Raw genomic sequence first — 14,821 nt, forward strand, 5'->3', positions numbered from 1 at the left:
CCGCGACATAGTACGGATCGGTCATATGCCCATGCATCCCGTGCATGGGCATATGACCGATCCGTAGTTTTCGTCCGCGAAGGGGTATGTCCTCGCGGCGACACCGCGGTCGGGTCCGAGGCGGTGTGCGCAGACGTGAGGTGGCGCGAGGGTGTGCGCAGACGCGAGGTGGTCGAGGCGCGCGACGTCGTGGGACGGTCGTGGGTCAGCCCAGCACCTGAGCGGCGGCTCGGCGGTCGGGCTTGCCCGGTCCGAGCGTCGGCAGCTTCGAGGTGACCCGCACCACCTGGGGGAGCGCGTGCGCAGGCAGGTGGGCCCGGAGCATCTCGCGGATCTGCGCGACCCCGCCCTCGGGTACCGAGCCGACCGGCGGACCACCCGGCGAGGTCGTGACGAGGAGGGCCACCCCTTCGCCCCAGCGCTCGTGCGGCACCCCGACCGCGATCGCGCCGGTGATCGCCGGCACGTGCGCCAGGGCGGCTTCCTCGACCAGGCGCGGGGCGACCTTGAGCCCCCCCGAGTTGATGAGGTCGTCGGCCCGCCCGGTGACGCTGACCTTGCCGCGCTCGTCGACGCTGCCGACGTCGTCGGTGCGGAACCAGCGGGCCCCGGCGTCGGTCACGAAGTACTCCGCGGTCAACTCAGGCTCTCCCAGGTAGCCGTACGCGACGCACGGCCCGCCGAGCTCGAGGGTGCCCCGGTCGGACACCCGGACGTCGAGCCCCGACAGTGCCCGGCCGTCGTAGACGCATCCGCCGCAGGTCTCGCTCATCCCGTAGGTGAGGACGATGCGCACCCCGGCGTCGCGGGCCCGCTGGGCCACCGGCGGCGGGGTGGCGGCGCCCCCGACGAGGACGGCATCGAGGCGGCTGAGCGCCTCCAAGCCCATGGGATCCTCGACCATCTGGCCCAGCTGGGCGGGGACGAGGGAGGCGTAACGGCGCTCGCCGTCCATCGCGGCGACGGCCTGGACCAGCGCGAAGGGGGTCAGGCTCGGGTCGGTCACGACCGGCCGGGTCCCCGCGTGGATCGACCGGAGCAGGACCTGCAGCCCGGCGACGTGGTGCGGTGGCAGGGCGAGGAGCCACTGCCCCGGCCCGCCGAGCCGGTCGTGGGTGGCGGCGGCGCTCGCGGCGAGGGCCTGGGCACCGAGCATCGCGAGCTTGGGAGTGCCGGTCGACCCCGAGGTCCCGACGACGACGGCGAGGTCGGACGGCAGCTCTCCGTCGTGCCGTGGCAGCGGCTGCGGGGTGACGCTCGGGTCGTGCGGGCGGACCGGGCCCTGCCCGGCCAGCGCCCGCTCCAGCCGAGGGAGCACCTCAAGGCCAGCGGGCCCTGCGGACATGGGCAGGTCGGTGATCAGCGGCTCGGGCATCGCGGCCTATCCTTGCGTACCGCGCGTTCTAGCCGGTCAGACCGAGCGCCAGGACGACGGCCACGGTCGCGACGATCTCGATGATCCCTACGGCCTTGGGCGAGAGCCGGTAGCGGGGGAAGAGCATCGAGCGCAGGAGGAGCAGGACGTAGACCGCGGTTGCGGCGGGGTGGTCGGACACGCGGTCGACGACGTCGGGGATCATCGCGACGACCAGGAGAGCGAGCACGTGCCATCCGAGCGAGGCGAGCGCCCACCCCTTCGCCCCCCGCTCCCGGATCATCGTCTTGACGTAGAAGACGGTGCCCGCGAGGTAGCCGCCGAGGGCCGCGGTGGCCCACCACACCGTCGCGGTCTGGTCGCCCCAGCCGCCGGTGACGTCGTAGGCGACGGGGGTGAGCAGGGTCGCGCCGGCGGTCGTCGCGAGCCCGGACCAGATGCTGCGCTCGTCGCGGGTGGCCGACGCATAGAGCCCGATCGCGAGCGGCAGGGCGAAGAGCGGCGCCCAGGCGAGCAGGTGCGGCGCGGCCGCGAGCACGCCCAGCCCGAGCAGCGCGGCCAGGGGCAGGTAGGCGCGAAGGGGTGGCAGGTAGCGGGCCTTGCGGCGGGACTTCAGCCACAGGCCGGTGGCGAAGAACGCGAGGTAGCCGCTGACGACGAAGGCGAGGAGCAGCAGATGGCGCCAGTCGAGGCGGCTGGCGAGGAGTGCGCCGAGGACGACCGGGGCGATCAGCATCGCCCACGCGCCGTGCTGGTTCGGGACCCAGCCCGGCGGTCGCCGGCGGCGACCAGACCGACGAGGCGAGCTCGTCCCCCTTCGCTCGACCGAAGCGACCCGCTCAGCCAACCCAGCCTGCTCCCTCCGCGATGAGGAGCGCGCCGAAGAGGAAGAACAGGACGGCGGCTCCGATCTTCACCGTACGCTCGGGCAGCGCGCGGCCGAGCACCGCCCCGACGGCGATGGCGAGGGCGTCGGCGGCCACCATGCCCAGGGTCGACCCGATCCACGTGCCGAACCACCCCTCCCGGGTGGCCAGGGTGATCGTCGCGAGCATCGTCTTGTCGCCGAGCTCGGCGAGGAAGAAGGCGCCACCGACGGCGAGCAGTGCGCTCCCGGTGGCCTTGCGGGCCTTGCCGGCCTCCTCCTCGGTCAGCTCGTCGCCGCGCAGCGTCCACAGCCCGAAGGCGACGAAGGCGATACCGGCGGCGACCGCGATCCAGGACTGGTAGTCGGCGAAGGCGGTGCCGATCGCCGCCCCGATCGCGACCGAGGCGAGGTGGACGATGAGGGTCGCGGCGGTGATCGCGAGGATGACGTCGCGGGCGCGGTAGCGGGTCGCGAAGGTCATCGCCATGAGCTGGGACTTGTCGCCCAGCTCGGCGAGGAAGATCACCGCGGTGGAGAGGAGGAAGGCATCCACGTGAGTCCTGGTCCGTCTTGGGTGTTCGGTCGGGCGTGGTCAGGTGGTTCGAAGAAGGAGCGTCACGTCGAGCGGTCGGTTCTTCTTCGAATCGGGGAACGCAAGGCCGGTGCCCCCTCCTAGAAGTACCAGGGGAAGGGCGACCAGTCCGGCTCGCGCTTCTCGAGGAACTGGTCGCGCCCCTCGACGGCCTCGTCGGTCATGTACGCCAGCCGGGTCGCCTCGCCGGCGAAGACCTGCTGACCCATCAGCCCGTCGTCGGCGAGGTTGAAGGCGAACTTGAGCATCCGGATCGCCTGCGGGCTCTTGCCCATGATCTCCCGGGCGACGGCGAGGGCCTCGCGCTCGAGGTCGGCGTGGTCGATGACCATGTTGACCGCGCCCATCTGGTGCATCTGCTCGGCGGTGTAGGCCCGGCCGAGGAAGAAGATCTCGCGCGCCGCCTTCTGCCCGACCATGCGGGCGAGGTAGGCCGAGCCGTACCCGGCGTCGAAGCTGCCGACGTCGGCGTCGGTCTGCTTGAAGCGGGCGTGCTCGCGGCTGGCGAGAGTCATGTCGCAGACGACGTGCAGGCTGTGCCCGCCACCGGCCGCCCATCCGTTCACGACCGCGATGACGACCTTGGGCATCGTGCGGATCAGCCGCTGCACCTCGAGGATGTGAAGGCGCCCCCCTTCGGCCTTGACCCGCCGCTCGTCGACACCGGCGGCGGTCTCGTCGCCGCCCTCGCCGGAGTACTGGTACCCGGACCGGCCGCGGATCCTCTGGTCGCCGCCGGTGCAGAAGGACCAGCCCTGCGTCGTCGCGCTGCTGCCCTCCCGCGGTGAGGGGCCGTTGCCGGTGAGCAGGACGACGCCGACATCGGGGGTGCGGCGGGCATGGTCGAGGGTGCGGTACAGCTCGTCGACGGTGTGCGGGCGAAAGGCGTTGAGCACCTCGGGCCGGTCGAAGGCGATCCGCACCACCCCGGACGACGGTCCGTCGCCGCTCGCCCGGTGGTAGGTGATGTCGGTCAGGTCATCGAAACCGGGCACCTCCTCCCAAGCGCTCGGGTCGAAGGTCTCGCTCAGGCCGGTCAGTGCACTCACGAGCGACCAGCGTAGTTGCCTGTCCACACCCCTTCGGCCCTCGGCAACGTCGTCCACAGGCGGGCGAAGGGGGGAGCGCCCTCGACCGCGAGCCGGTCGAGTGGTCCGCACGAGCCCTGCGACGACGGAGGAGAAGGACATGGGTGAGCGATGGCTGCGGGCGGTCGAGGCGTACGACGGGGGAGAGGAGGACTGCTCCTGCGAGGACTGCATCGCCTCGATCATCGACGGGTTCCCAGCACCCCACCTCGGCCACGACGGGTGGGAGCCGGGTCCCGGCGGTGGGGCTCCGGGGGACCTCACCGAGATCGTGCTCATCGACGGCCACCTCGTCGACGTGCGGCGGCGTGCCGTTCAGGGGAGCGGGTACGAGTGCGCGGCCTACGAGCTGGAGGGACGCGGGCTGCTTCGCGGGCCCCGGGTCGTCGAGCGCCCTGTGCCAGTCCGGGAGGAGCCGCACGAGGCGATGCTCGACTGGCTCGGCCGGGTCGTCGGGGGAGCCGACGGGCTCGCCTCGCTCGACACGACACCCCTGCCGGCGGACGAGGAGCTCGACCTCGGGGTTGTCCCTGGGCATCTGCGCGAGCGGGTGCAGATCATCGACGAGCACGTCCAGGCCGCCTACGGCCACCTCCTCCTCGGTCCCGAGCTACTGACCGCCAGCCGGCGGCTGCTCGTGCGGGCCGCGGGGGCGAAGGTCCTCGACGCGTGGCGTGAGGTGGAGGACTCCTGGGTCGCCGCCGCGGTGCTGCACTGCGTGATCAAGGCCAACGCGCTCGCGGGCACCGGGCGCGGCTTCGCCGTCAAGACCCTGCTCGAGGGAGTGGCTGATCGCGCCGTGCCGACGGACAGGTCGGGGCGTTTGGCGGAGCTGGTCGGTGGGCCGCAGTGGCCGCACGGACGGACTCCGGCGGAGGCGCCGAGCGTGTACGTGCTCGGGGATGCCTCGTTGCTGCTGTCGTCCTTCCGGCGCAGCCTCGTCGTCTACCGCGACCTGGCGGGTCGCCTGGAGACCGACGCCGCGAAGGGGTGACGCCCGCTAGGCCTGACCGGCCCTCCGTTCGGCTTCCCGTGCGATGTCGGCCAGGTCGGTGCGCATCGCCTTGGTCTCGGTCGCGCTGATCTCGAGCATGCGCCGTACCTACTCTGGTCGGATGCACCGGATCTTCACCACCAGCGTCGCCTCGGTCTACCCGCACTATGTGACAAAGGTGGAGAAGAAGGGGCGCACCCAGGGCGAGGTCGACGAGGTGATCCGGTGGCTCACGGGATTCGACCAGGCCGAGCTCGAGCAGCATCTTGCCGAGGAGACCACCTTCGCCGACTTCTTCGCCGCCGCGACCCTCAACCCCGCCGCGAGCGAGATCACCGGGTCGGTATGCGGCGTGAAGGTCCAGGAGGTGCAGGACCCGCTGATGCGCCAGATCCGGTATCTGGACAAGCTCGTCGACGAGCTTTCCAAGGGCCGCCCGATGGAGAAGGTCTTGCGGGGCTGATCATCGGCGCGGGCGCGAAGCCCTGGGCAGGTACGAGCTCCTGGGGCAAGGTTTGGTTGGTCCCGGCAGGCCGGCGGGAAGCGAGCGGTGTAGTGAGATCATCCGATATCAGGAGGTCTTCCGATGGCTGATGTGCTCGTCCGAGATATACCCGACGCCGTTCTGGCTGGCGTCGACGCCAATGCTGCACGTCTAGGCCTGTCCCGGGCTGAGTACATCCGTCGCCGACTCGCCGCCGATGCCGCGACCGTCGCAAGCCCAGTCACGCCCTCGGACCTGCGCCTGTTCGCCGACCGGTTCGCGGATCTGGTCGATCCCGAGGTAATGGGCAACGCGTGGCGGTGAGCGAGTGGCTCATCGACAAGTCCGCGCTCGTGCGGATAGTGAGAGTCCAGACGCTGAAGAGTGGGCGAATCGCATCCAGCAAGGCCTGATCCGGATCACCGCGATGACCCGACTTGAGATCGGGTACTCCGCCCGCGGCGGTGCCGCCGCCCACGGCGCCTTCACTGCTCCCCCGCTCTCGTCCATGCCGGTCGAGTACCTGACCCCAGCGATCGAGGACCGATCGCTTGAGGTCCAGCTCCTTCTTGCCGGACGCGGCCAGCATCGCGCGCCCTCTGTTCCCGACCTCGTCCTCGCAGCCACTGCTGAACTCGCCGGGCTCACCGTGCTCCACCTGGACAAGGACTTCGACCTCATCGCCGAGACCACCGGCCAGCCCATCGAACGTCTCCACCTCTGAGTTTCGCTCACACCCCGCAGACGGAGAGCCGAGTAGCGTCAGCGCCGAGTAGTTTCATGACCATGGCTCTGCGCTGGTACACGACCGTGGTCGACGCCCACGACATCGCGACGCTCGGCCGGTGGTGGGCGCAGACACTCGATTGGCAGATCGCCTACGAGGACGAGCACGAGGTGTGCGTCGTGCCGGACGTGGCCGCGGACGACGAGGTGATCGATGACCTCGGCACCTGGCTGAGCGCGCGGACCGGGCTCGTCTTCGTCCCCGTCCCCGAGGGGAAGGCGGTCAAGAACAGGCTGCACATCGACCTTGCCCCCCACCGCAGTCAGGACCGGGACGCCGAGATCGCCGCCCTGGTCGAGCGCGGCGCCACCTACGTCGATGTCGGCCAGCACGCCGACGAGGTCACCTGGACCGTCCTGGCCGACCCCGAGGGCAACGAGTTCTGCGTGCTCTCCAGCCGCGACCGGTGACCATCCCATGACCTCGCTCGAGCAGCTCCAGAAGAGCCTGCGGGTTGTCTCGATCCCCCTGCGGGTCCGCTTCCGCGGCCTGGACCGGCGGGAGGTCGCCCTGGTCAAGGGAGCGAAGGGGTGGGCCGAGTTCTCCCCCTTCGTCGAGTACGAGCCGCCCGAGGCGAGCCGATGGCTCGCCGCCGCCCTGGAGGCCGCCGACACCGGATGGCCGGCGCCGCTGCGCGACGAGATCCCGTGCAACGCAACGGTTCCCGCCGTCACCGCGGAGGCAGTCCCGGCCGTCATCGCCCGCTTCGACGGGTGCCGCACCGCCAAGGTCAAGGTCGCTGAGAGGGGCCAGTCCCTCACCGACGACCTCGCCCGGGTCGCCGCCGTCCGCGACGTCCTCGGGCCGGACGGCCAGGTCCGACTGGACGCCAACGGCGGGTGGTCGGTCGACCAGGCGGTCGACGCGATCAGCCGGCTCGCCCCCTTCGCCCTGGAGTACGTCGAGCAGCCCTGCGCAACCGCCACCGAGCTGCGCGAGGTGCGGATGGCGCTGGCCCGCAACGGGATCGACGTACGGATCGCCGCGGACGAGTCGATCCGCAAGGCCGAGGACCCGCTCCGCGTCGCCCGGCTCGAGGCCGCCGATGTCGTCGTCGTCAAGGTCGCGCCCCTCGGCGGGGTGCGCTCGGCGCTGCGGGTGGTGCAGGACTGCGGACTGCCCGCCGTCGTCTCCTCCGCCCTGGACAGCAGCGTGGGGATCCGGGCCGGGGTGGCGCTGGCGGCGGCGCTGCCGGAGCTGCCCTTCGCCTGCGGGCTGGGCACCGTCAACCTGCTCGACGGTGACGTGACGCACGAGCCGCTGGTGCCGCGAGCGGGGTCGCTGCCGGTACGTGAGGTGGTGGTCGACGAGGCACGCCTGGACGAGCTCGCCGCACCGCCGGAGCGGGTGCAGTGGTGGCGCGAGCGCCTGGGCGCGGCGTGGGCGCTGCTCTGAGGGCACGATTCACAGCCCGTTCCGGGTGCGCCCGCCCGTCCACAGCCGAGGTGGGCGGCCTCGCGGCAAGGCCTGCGTGCGGCTTCGATCGCAGGCATGCTCGATCTGGACGTCACCCGGATGCTCGACCTCGACGACGACGGGGTGCCGGCTGACCTGGCCGCGCGGCTGGAGGCGCTGAGCCGGCGGGTGGCCGCGATCGCGGCCGTGGTCGCCGAGTGCGCCGAGCTGGAGTGGCAGGCGCACGCGGCGCAGCTGTACGAGGACCAGGTGCACGAGCGGTGCGCCCGGCTGCGCCGGGTCGCAGCGGACCTGGACGATTCAGCCGCCCAGGTGCGCGCGCTCGGGGCGGCGGCCGCCGGGCGGGCGCGGGGGATCCGGGCGGCGGCGCTTGCGGCGCTGGAGCTGGCCAGGTGAGCGGGCTCGAGGTCAGCGGCGGCGCCGGGGGAGTAGCCGTCGGGCTGGACACGCTCGAGGTCGCAGCTGGCCGGCTGCGTGACCTCTCCGACGAGCTGAGCGACGTCGCCGGCGACATCGCGGCCGTCGCGGCCCACCCGTTCTTCGCGGTGGCCGGTGTCCTCGCTCCCGCCGCCTCGTGGGGCTGCGAGCGCGACCTGGCCTCCGCCGCAGGTCCGTGGGGAGCGGCCGGTGAGTCCCTTGCGCTGCGCGGCCTCGCCGAGGCGGTGACGGCCTGCGTCCTCAGCTACCGCGCGGGCGAGGCCGCCGCGGAGCGCGCCGTGGACGAGGCCGACCAGGCGGTCGGGACCGCCGTCGGGGCCGCCCTCGCGCCCCTCGTGCTGCCGGTCGCCGGGCTCACCGCCGCCGGCTGGGTCGTGGCGAAGGGGGTTCAGCGCCTCGACGCCCGGTGGCTGCGACCCCACCTTCGCGCCTCCCTCGGTCTCACCCGGGACGTCCAGGCCGAGGCGGGACCGCTTGCGGACCGGTTGGTCTACGAGCAGCCGTGGGTCCTCGAGCACCTCGTCGGCGGCGCCGAGGGGCTGCTCACCGGGCTGGGCGAGGGCCAGCCCCTCGTCGGTCTGGGCCTGGCCGTCGCCGCCCGCAGGGCTGGTGTGCCCTACCCGTCCGCGAGTCACGAGGACGCCGCCGCGACCATCACGGCGCTGGGCGGTGGGCTCGTCCTCGACGAGTCCGGCTTCGCGGTCCGGACCACGGCGACCGCGGTCGACCCGGCGGCCGAGGGGTGGCGACGGCCGGCGGGGCTGGCCGACCTCGTGGCCAACGACTCGCCCACCTCCGGCGGCGACCAGGTGCGGGTCACCGGGCTGCCGACCGCGGACGGCGGCTATGCCTGGGTCGTGGACATCCCCGGCACCCAGACCTTCGACGTCAAGCCGGGCGCGGAGCCCTTCGACATGACGAGCAACATGGCCCTCGTCGCGGGTGGCTCGACGCTGACGATGGCGGCGGTCAGCTCGGCCCTCGCCGACTCCAAGGCGCGGGTCGGCAGGAGCGCGAAGGGGGTGAACGACCCGGTGCTGCTGTCCGGTCACAGCCAGGGCGGGCTGACGGCGGCCCGGCTGGCCGCCGACCCGGCCTTCCGCCGGCGGCACCGGGGGGTGTCCCACGTCGTGACCTCTGGCGCACCGATCGGCGGGGTGACCATGCCGAAGGGGGTCTCGGTCCTCTCCTTGGAGCACCGCCAGGACCTCGTGCCGATGCTCGACGGGGAGCGCAACCCCGACTCGGGGGAGTGGGTCACCGTGCGACGCGACCTGGACGACGCGGCCGAGCGCCGACGCTCCACCGCCGCCCACGAGAACCTCCGGTACGTCGAGACCGCTGCCCTGCTCGACCGGCAGCTCGCGGACGAGCCCTCGTTGCGGGAGTGGCGCGCCGGAGCCCTCGACTTCCTCGGCGCGCCGGGCGGTGCTGGCGCGCCGGTGGTCGTCGACTACGACGTGGAGCGGGTGCCTCGAGAGTGAGCGACGTGCGACGATCTCAGGCGTGCAGACGAGCCCCGACCCCGCGACGCCGTCGGTCGTCGCAGCGCTCGCGCTGCTCGACGAGCTGGTCCGCCTCGGGGTGCGCCATGTCGTCCTCGCGCCCGGCTCGCGCTCCGCCCCGCTCGCCTACGCCGCGCAGCACCTCGAGCGCACCGGTGCGCTGACCCTGCACGTCCGGGTCGACGAGCGTGCAGCCGCCTTCACCGCCCTCGGGCTGGCCAAGGTCAGCCGGGTGCCGGCGGCGGTCGTCACGACGAGCGGCACCGCCGTCGCGAACCTCCACCCCGCCGTCCTCGAGGCCGACCACGGGCAGGTGCCCCTGCTGCTCCTCACCGCGGACCGCCCGCCGGAGCTGCGCGGCGTCGGCGCCAACCAGGCCACCGACCAGGTGGGCATCTTCGGCCCGGCCCGGACCCGGCTTTTCGTCGACCTCGAGACCCCTGCCGGCGATCGGCTCGCCCAGCAGTGCGCGGCCCTGCGCACCACGGCCGCGCGTGCCGTGTCCGCGGCGACCGGCGGCGAAGGGGGAGAGCCGGTCGGCGCGGTCCTCGCCCACCCCGACCTCGCCCACCCCGGCCCGGTCCATCTCAATTTGCCCTACCGCGACCCGCTCGTCCCGGGCGGGGAGGGGGTCGCGCTCCCCGAGTCGTGCCGCGGGCGCGACGACGGCGGCCCGTGGGTGCGAGACCTACGCCGAGGGCACCGCGACCCGCGCCAAGAGAACCGCGACCCGCGCCAAGCGCACCATGACCTGTCGCTGGCGTCCGAGCGTCAGCCCGGCACGAGACTGCCCGACGGGCCGGGGACGCTCGCCGTCATCGGCGACCTGCCGACCGCCGGTCACCGGCGCGCGGCCTTCGCCTGGGCCAGCGCCCACGGGGTGCCGGTGCTCGCCGAGCCCGGTTCCCCGCCCCCACCAGAGCACGCCGACGTCCTCCTCCCGCACGGCACGCTCGCCCTGCACGCGGAGGCGTGGCGCGCGCGGCACCCCGTGCGCTCCCTCGTCGTCATCGGCCGTCCGACGCTCGGGCGGCAGGTGGCCGCCCTGCAGCGCGCCGCCGAAGAGGTCCACCTCGTGAGCGAGACCCACTCCTGGGCGGACCCGACGCACGAGCAGGCAAGCATCCACCCCTTCGCCTCCCTGCGGACCGACCCCGCAGATGCGGCCCGTCGGGGGCCCGAGGACTCCTGGCTGCGGGACTGGCGCGAGCTCGGGCGGGCCCTGGCCTCGGCGGCCGGCCCGCTCCTGCAGGCCGAGCGGCTCGAGAGCGGGATGCAGGTCCTCGCCGCCGTCGACCGCGCCGCACCGCCGCGGGCCCGGGTCTTCCTCGGCAGCAGCAGCGCCGCCCGTGACCACCACCTCGGGCTCGCCCGACCGCGCGCCGACGTCGACGTCGTCGCCAGCCGCGGGCTCGCCGGCATCGACGGGTGCCTCTCCACCGCCGCCGGGCTCGCCCTGGCCGACCCCGAGGCCAGCACGATCGCGGTCGTGGGCGACCTGACCTTCCTCCACGACGCCACCGCTCTCATGCTCGGCCCGGACGAACCGGTGCCAGACCTGACCGTCGTCGTCCTCGACGACCGCGGCGGCGGCATCTTCAGCACCCTGGAGCACGGCGCGCCGGAGCGCTCCGCCGACTTCGAGCGGGTCTTCGCCACCCCCACCCGCAGCGACCTCTGCGCCGTGGCGCAGGCGCACGGGTGGCCGGCGCGCACCGTGACGACCGGCGCGGACCTCGCGGCCGCGCTGGGCGAACCCGCCCGAGGCATCCGGGTCCTCCGCGTGCCGCTCGACCTGGGCCGACGACGCGGCGACCTCGACTCCCTTCGCCTGGCCGCCGCCGGGATCGACTAGCCGGCAACGGCCCGGTCACGATCCGCGGGTTCGATGAACGGGCGGCGAAGCGCGTGCTCATAATGTCCGCACACGACTCACGTGTGCACCACCGTCGGGGCATGCTCGCTCCGACCAGCGGAAGGAACGACATGCGTACATCCACGACACGCTCCGCCGCGCTCCTGGCCGTCGCCGCCCTCGGGCTGAGCGCGTGCGCCACCGGGGGCGACTCGGGGGGCTCCGGGGACGCCGGCGCCGGCGATGCCAGCAGCTCGGAGACCAACAGCGCCGAGGCCTACGAGCCCAAGGAGGGTGGGGCCGGCGGTGAGGTCGGTGTCTTCACCTGGTGGGCCGACGGGTCGGAGAAGAAGGGGCTGGACGCGCTCACCGCGGAGTTCGAGAAGCAGTACCCGAACGACTCCTTCGTCAACCTCGCCGTCGCTGGCGGTGCCGGGTCCAACGCCAAGGCCAAGCTCGCCTCGGACCTGGAGAACGACAACCCGCCCGGGTCCTTCCAGGGGCACGCCGGCGCCGAGCTGACCGACTACATCGCCGCCGACCAGATCGAGCCGGTCAACGACGTCATGGCTGCCCTCGGCGGCTCCGACGTCTTCCCCCAGGACCTGCTCGACCGGCTCACCGTCGAGGGCGACATCTACTCGATCCCGAGCAACATCCACCGCGCCAACGTCGTCTGGGCCAACCCGAAGGTGCTCAAGGAGGCCGGCATCAACGAGCCGCCGGCCGACATGGAGGCCTGGCTCGCCGACATGGAGAAGGTCAAGGAGTCGGGGGTGAAGACGCCGCTGCACATCGGCGGCACGTGGACCCAGGTCCAGCTCTTCGAGACCGTCCTCCTCTCCGACCTCGGCCCGGAGAGCTACAACGGGCTCTTCGACGGCTCGACGAAGTGGGACTCCGAGGGCGTCAAGACCGCCGTCAGCCACTACAAGGAGCTGCTCGGCTACGCCAACACCGCCTCCGACGGTGACGACTGGCCGCCGAGCATCGACGCGGTCTACAAGGGCGACGCTGCGTACAACGTCATGGGCGACTGGGCGGTCGCGCAGTTCACCGAGAACGACGCCACCGAGGGCGAGGACTACACCTACTTCCCCGTCCCCGGCACCGACGGCGTCTTCGACTTCCTCGCCGACTCCTTCACCCTGCCGAAGGGCGCCGACAACCCCGACGGCTCCAAGGACTGGCTCATGACCGTCGGCTCCGCCGAGGGCCAGCTGGCCTTCAACAAGGCGAAGGGGTCGATCCCGGCCCGGACCGACGTCGCAGCCGATGAGTTCCCGGAGTACCAGCAGAGCGCGATGGAGGACTTCCAGTCCGACACCATCGTCAGCTCGATCGCCCACGGCGCTGCGGTGCCGCTGGCATGGCTGACCGACGTCTCCTCCGCCGTGGCGAAGTTCTACTCCGCCCAGGACGAGGAGGCCATGGTCTCCGACCTCACCTCCGCCGCGGAGAAGCACGGGCAGTGACGCCTACCGGGTGAGCCGGCCGGACCCCGACGCCCATCGGGGTCCGGCCCGCGTCACCCCTGAGGGCACCCCCTTCGCCCCTCACCCCCTTCGCGACACCTCCCGACACCCCCTTCGCCACCCCAGGAGTGCATGCGATGCAACGGCCGAAGAACTGGCTGCCCGGCCTGCTCATGGTGCTGCCGTCGATCATCCTCGTCGGCATCTTCGTCTACTACCTCATCGCGCAGAACATCTGGACCTCGCTCAACGTCGCGACCCGGCGGGTCGTCGTCGGCGGGAAGTTCGAGGAGCGCTCGATCCACGAGGGCGGGTACCGCAACTACACCGAGCTGCTCGGGTCGGCCGACTACCAGCACGCGCTGTGGAACCTGCTCGTCCTCACCGTCGTCTTCGTCGTCGGCACGATGATCATGGGGCTGCTCTGGTCGATCCTGCTCGAGAAGGGCGTGCGCGGCGAAGGGGTCTTCCGCTCGATCTACCTCTTCCCGATGGCGGTGAGCTTCATCGCCGCCGGCGTGGTCTGGCGCTGGCTGCTCAGCCCGGCGAAGGGGGAGGGCGCAGCCATCGGGCTGAACCAGCTCTTCGTCAAGCTCGGCCTGGACGGCCTGCAGTCGAGCTGGTGGTCCGCCGACAGCCGGTGGAACATGGCGGCCATGGCGCTGCCCGCGATCTGGCAGCTCTCCGGGTACATCATGGCGCTCTTCCTCGCCGGCTTCCGCGGGATCGGGGAGGACCAGCGAGAGGCCGCCCGCATCGACGGTGCGAGCGAGTGGCAGGTCTACCGCCACGTCCTCTTCCCCCAGCTCTCGCCGATCGCGCTCTCCGCGCTGATCATCGTCGGACACATGTCGATGAAGATGTTCGACCTGATCTACGCGATCGCCGGCCCGAACTCGTACACGGCGTCGGTGCCGGCCACCCTCATGTGGACCCAGCTCTTCGCCCAGCGTGACCCGGTGGCGGCGGCCGTCAACGCGACGATCATCCTCGTGATCGTCGCCGTCGTCGTCGTCCCTTACCTCTGGTACACCAACCGGACCGAGCGGGAGCGTGGCTGATGGCTGCTGACACCTCGACCATCGAGCACCACGGCGCGCCGGGCACCCGCAGCGCGGGCTGGGCCAAGGTGCTCCGGGTGGCACTGCTCGTGCTCTTCGCCGCGCTCGTCCTCATGCCGATGTACGTCCTCGTCGTCACCAGCCTGAAGTCGACGGTCACCCCGAGCGGGGCGTGGAGCCTGCCCACCGACCTCTCCTTCGACGGGTGGGTCAGCGCCTTCGAGCGGCTGGCTCCGGCGCTGGTGCGCACCGTCGTCATGGCCGTGGTCTCCGCGGTCCTCGCGACGATCCTCGGGGCGATGAACGGCTTCGTCTTCGCCCGCTGGCAGTTCCCCGGCGCGCAGACGGTCTTCACCCTCTTCCTCTTCGGCATGTTCATCCCGTACCAGGCGGTGATGATCCCGCTGCAGTCGATGATGATCGACGTCCAGTCGGTCTTCCCGTGGTTCGAGGGGATCGTCGTGCTCATCGCGGTGCACACGATCTTCGGCATCCCGATCTGCACGCTGATCTTCCGCAACTACTACGCGACCGCCGTGCCGAAGGAGATCCTCGAGGCCGCGACGGTCGACGGCGCGGGGATGTGGCGGATCTTCCGCTCGGTCGTCATCCCCGTCTCGGCGCCGGCCGCGGTCGTCACCCTCATCTGGCAGTTCACCAGCGCGTGGAACGACTTCCTCTTCGCGCTCTTCCTCACCAACCGCAACAACGGCCCGGTGACCTACGCGCTCAACGAGCTCGCCGGCGGGCAGAACCCGGACTACGCCCAGATCATGGCGGGCGTGCTCATCGCCTCGCTGCCGACGCTGCTCGTCTACATCGTCCTGGGCAAGTACTTCATCGGCGGGCTGATGTCCGGCTCGGTCAAGTAACCGCGACCGGC

General features: G+C 72.1%; 16 protein-coding genes. 12 read left to right on the forward strand and 4 right to left on the reverse strand.

Translation table 11 applies throughout. The annotated features are described in order from the left end of the window. Nucleotides 1–205: 205 nt before the first annotated feature. From menE to FB557_RS03360, 4 genes are all read right to left on the reverse strand, one after another. Nucleotides 206–1,375 carry an o-succinylbenzoate--CoA ligase gene (gene menE, locus FB557_RS03345; protein WP_144855511.1) on the reverse strand — a complete coding sequence of 390 codons (1,170 nt, stop codon included), beginning with the start codon at nt 1,373–1,375 and terminating at the stop codon, nt 206–208. Between the two features lie 28 nt (nt 1,376–1,403). Next, nucleotides 1,404–2,222, reverse strand: coding sequence for a YwiC-like family protein (locus tag FB557_RS03350; protein WP_281290039.1), 819 nt, complete (start codon nt 2,220–2,222; stop codon nt 1,404–1,406). Next, nucleotides 2,215–2,796 carry a TMEM165/GDT1 family protein gene (locus tag FB557_RS03355; RefSeq protein WP_144855513.1) on the reverse strand — a complete coding sequence of 194 codons (582 nt, stop codon included), beginning with the start codon at nt 2,794–2,796 and terminating at the stop codon, nt 2,215–2,217. The genes FB557_RS03350 and FB557_RS03355 overlap by 8 nt, the downstream gene beginning before the upstream one ends. A 119-nt stretch (nt 2,797–2,915) precedes the next feature. Further along, a complete protein-coding gene (locus FB557_RS03360; RefSeq protein ID WP_246074363.1) occupies nt 2,916–3,884 on the reverse strand; it encodes a 1,4-dihydroxy-2-naphthoyl-CoA synthase in 969 nt (322 codons plus the stop codon). Between the two features lie 139 nt (nt 3,885–4,023). On the opposite strand from FB557_RS03360, the gene FB557_RS03365 reads away from it, so the two are divergent. From FB557_RS03365 to FB557_RS03420, 12 genes are all read left to right on the forward strand, one after another. Further along, nucleotides 4,024–4,917, forward strand: coding sequence for a hypothetical protein (locus FB557_RS03365; protein ID WP_144855515.1), 894 nt, complete (start codon nt 4,024–4,026; stop codon nt 4,915–4,917). 121 nt (nt 4,918–5,038) lie between these two features. Continuing rightward, nucleotides 5,039–5,380 carry a DUF2200 domain-containing protein gene (locus FB557_RS03370; RefSeq protein WP_144855516.1) on the forward strand — a complete coding sequence of 114 codons (342 nt, stop codon included), beginning with the start codon at nt 5,039–5,041 and terminating at the stop codon, nt 5,378–5,380. A 123-nt stretch (nt 5,381–5,503) separates the two neighbouring features. Beyond that, nucleotides 5,504–5,725, forward strand: a complete 222-nt coding sequence (gene vapB, locus FB557_RS03375) for a type II toxin-antitoxin system VapB family antitoxin (protein WP_144855517.1) — start codon at nt 5,504–5,506, stop codon at nt 5,723–5,725. A gap of 4 nt (nt 5,726–5,729) precedes the next feature. Then, nucleotides 5,730–6,125, forward strand: a complete 396-nt coding sequence (locus tag FB557_RS03380; RefSeq protein ID WP_246074365.1) for a PIN domain-containing protein — start codon at nt 5,730–5,732, stop codon at nt 6,123–6,125. A gap of 62 nt (nt 6,126–6,187) precedes the next feature. Further along, on the forward strand, nt 6,188–6,598 hold the full coding sequence (locus FB557_RS03385) for a VOC family protein (RefSeq protein ID WP_144855518.1): 411 nt from the start codon (nt 6,188–6,190) through the stop codon (nt 6,596–6,598). Between the two features lie 7 nt (nt 6,599–6,605). After that, a complete protein-coding gene (locus tag FB557_RS03390; RefSeq protein WP_144855519.1) occupies nt 6,606–7,583 on the forward strand; it encodes an o-succinylbenzoate synthase in 978 nt (325 codons plus the stop codon). Between the two features lie 96 nt (nt 7,584–7,679). Further along, nucleotides 7,680–8,000 (forward strand): hypothetical protein, encoded by a 321-nt coding sequence (locus tag FB557_RS03395; RefSeq protein WP_144855521.1) that lies wholly within the window; start codon nt 7,680–7,682, stop codon nt 7,998–8,000. Beyond that, nucleotides 7,997–9,526 (forward strand): hypothetical protein, encoded by a 1,530-nt coding sequence (locus FB557_RS03400; protein ID WP_144855523.1) that lies wholly within the window; start codon nt 7,997–7,999, stop codon nt 9,524–9,526. The genes FB557_RS03395 and FB557_RS03400 overlap by 4 nt, the downstream gene beginning before the upstream one ends. 22 nt (nt 9,527–9,548) lie before the next feature. Continuing rightward, nucleotides 9,549–11,402, forward strand: coding sequence for a 2-succinyl-5-enolpyruvyl-6-hydroxy-3-cyclohexene-1-carboxylic-acid synthase (gene menD / locus FB557_RS03405; protein WP_170236167.1), 1,854 nt, complete (start codon nt 9,549–9,551; stop codon nt 11,400–11,402). 101 nt (nt 11,403–11,503) lie between these two features. After that, a complete protein-coding gene (locus FB557_RS03410; RefSeq protein ID WP_246074366.1) occupies nt 11,504–12,877 on the forward strand; it encodes an ABC transporter substrate-binding protein in 1,374 nt (457 codons plus the stop codon). A 137-nt stretch (nt 12,878–13,014) separates the two neighbouring features. Beyond that, nucleotides 13,015–13,938 carry a carbohydrate ABC transporter permease gene (locus FB557_RS03415; protein WP_144855527.1) on the forward strand — a complete coding sequence of 308 codons (924 nt, stop codon included), beginning with the start codon at nt 13,015–13,017 and terminating at the stop codon, nt 13,936–13,938. Then, entirely contained in the window at nt 13,938–14,810 is an 873-nt protein-coding gene (locus tag FB557_RS03420; protein ID WP_144855529.1) for a carbohydrate ABC transporter permease, read from the forward strand. Before FB557_RS03415 ends, FB557_RS03420 begins: the two co-directional genes overlap by 1 nt. Nucleotides 14,811–14,821: the final 11 nt, after the last annotated feature.

The sequence above is a fragment of the Marihabitans asiaticum genome, from assembly GCF_007828725.1.
In the GTDB taxonomy this organism is placed as follows: Bacteria; Actinomycetota; Actinomycetes; order Actinomycetales; family Dermatophilaceae; genus Marihabitans; species Marihabitans asiaticum.

Bases quoted from the DNA above. Each gene is read 5' to 3' on its own strand.
- FB557_RS03365 (WP_144855515.1), top strand. From the start codon at position 4,024: ATGGGTGAGCGATGGCTGCGGGCGGTCGAGGCGTACGACGGGGGAGAG.
- menE (WP_144855511.1), bottom strand. From the start codon at position 1,375: ATGCCCGAGCCGCTGATCACCGACCTGCCCATGTCCGCAGGGCCCGCT.
- FB557_RS03395 (WP_144855521.1), top strand. From the start codon at position 7,680: ATGCTCGATCTGGACGTCACCCGGATGCTCGACCTCGACGACGACGGG.
- FB557_RS03370 (WP_144855516.1), top strand. From the start codon at position 5,039: ATGCACCGGATCTTCACCACCAGCGTCGCCTCGGTCTACCCGCACTAT.
- FB557_RS03385 (WP_144855518.1), top strand. From the start codon at position 6,188: ATGGCTCTGCGCTGGTACACGACCGTGGTCGACGCCCACGACATCGCG.
- vapB (WP_144855517.1), top strand. From the start codon at position 5,504: ATGGCTGATGTGCTCGTCCGAGATATACCCGACGCCGTTCTGGCTGGC.
- FB557_RS03420 (WP_144855529.1), top strand. From the start codon at position 13,938: ATGGCTGCTGACACCTCGACCATCGAGCACCACGGCGCGCCGGGCACC.
- FB557_RS03390 (WP_144855519.1), top strand. From the start codon at position 6,606: ATGACCTCGCTCGAGCAGCTCCAGAAGAGCCTGCGGGTTGTCTCGATC.
- FB557_RS03415 (WP_144855527.1), top strand. From the start codon at position 13,015: ATGCAACGGCCGAAGAACTGGCTGCCCGGCCTGCTCATGGTGCTGCCG.
- FB557_RS03410 (WP_246074366.1), top strand. From the start codon at position 11,504: ATGCTCGCTCCGACCAGCGGAAGGAACGACATGCGTACATCCACGACA.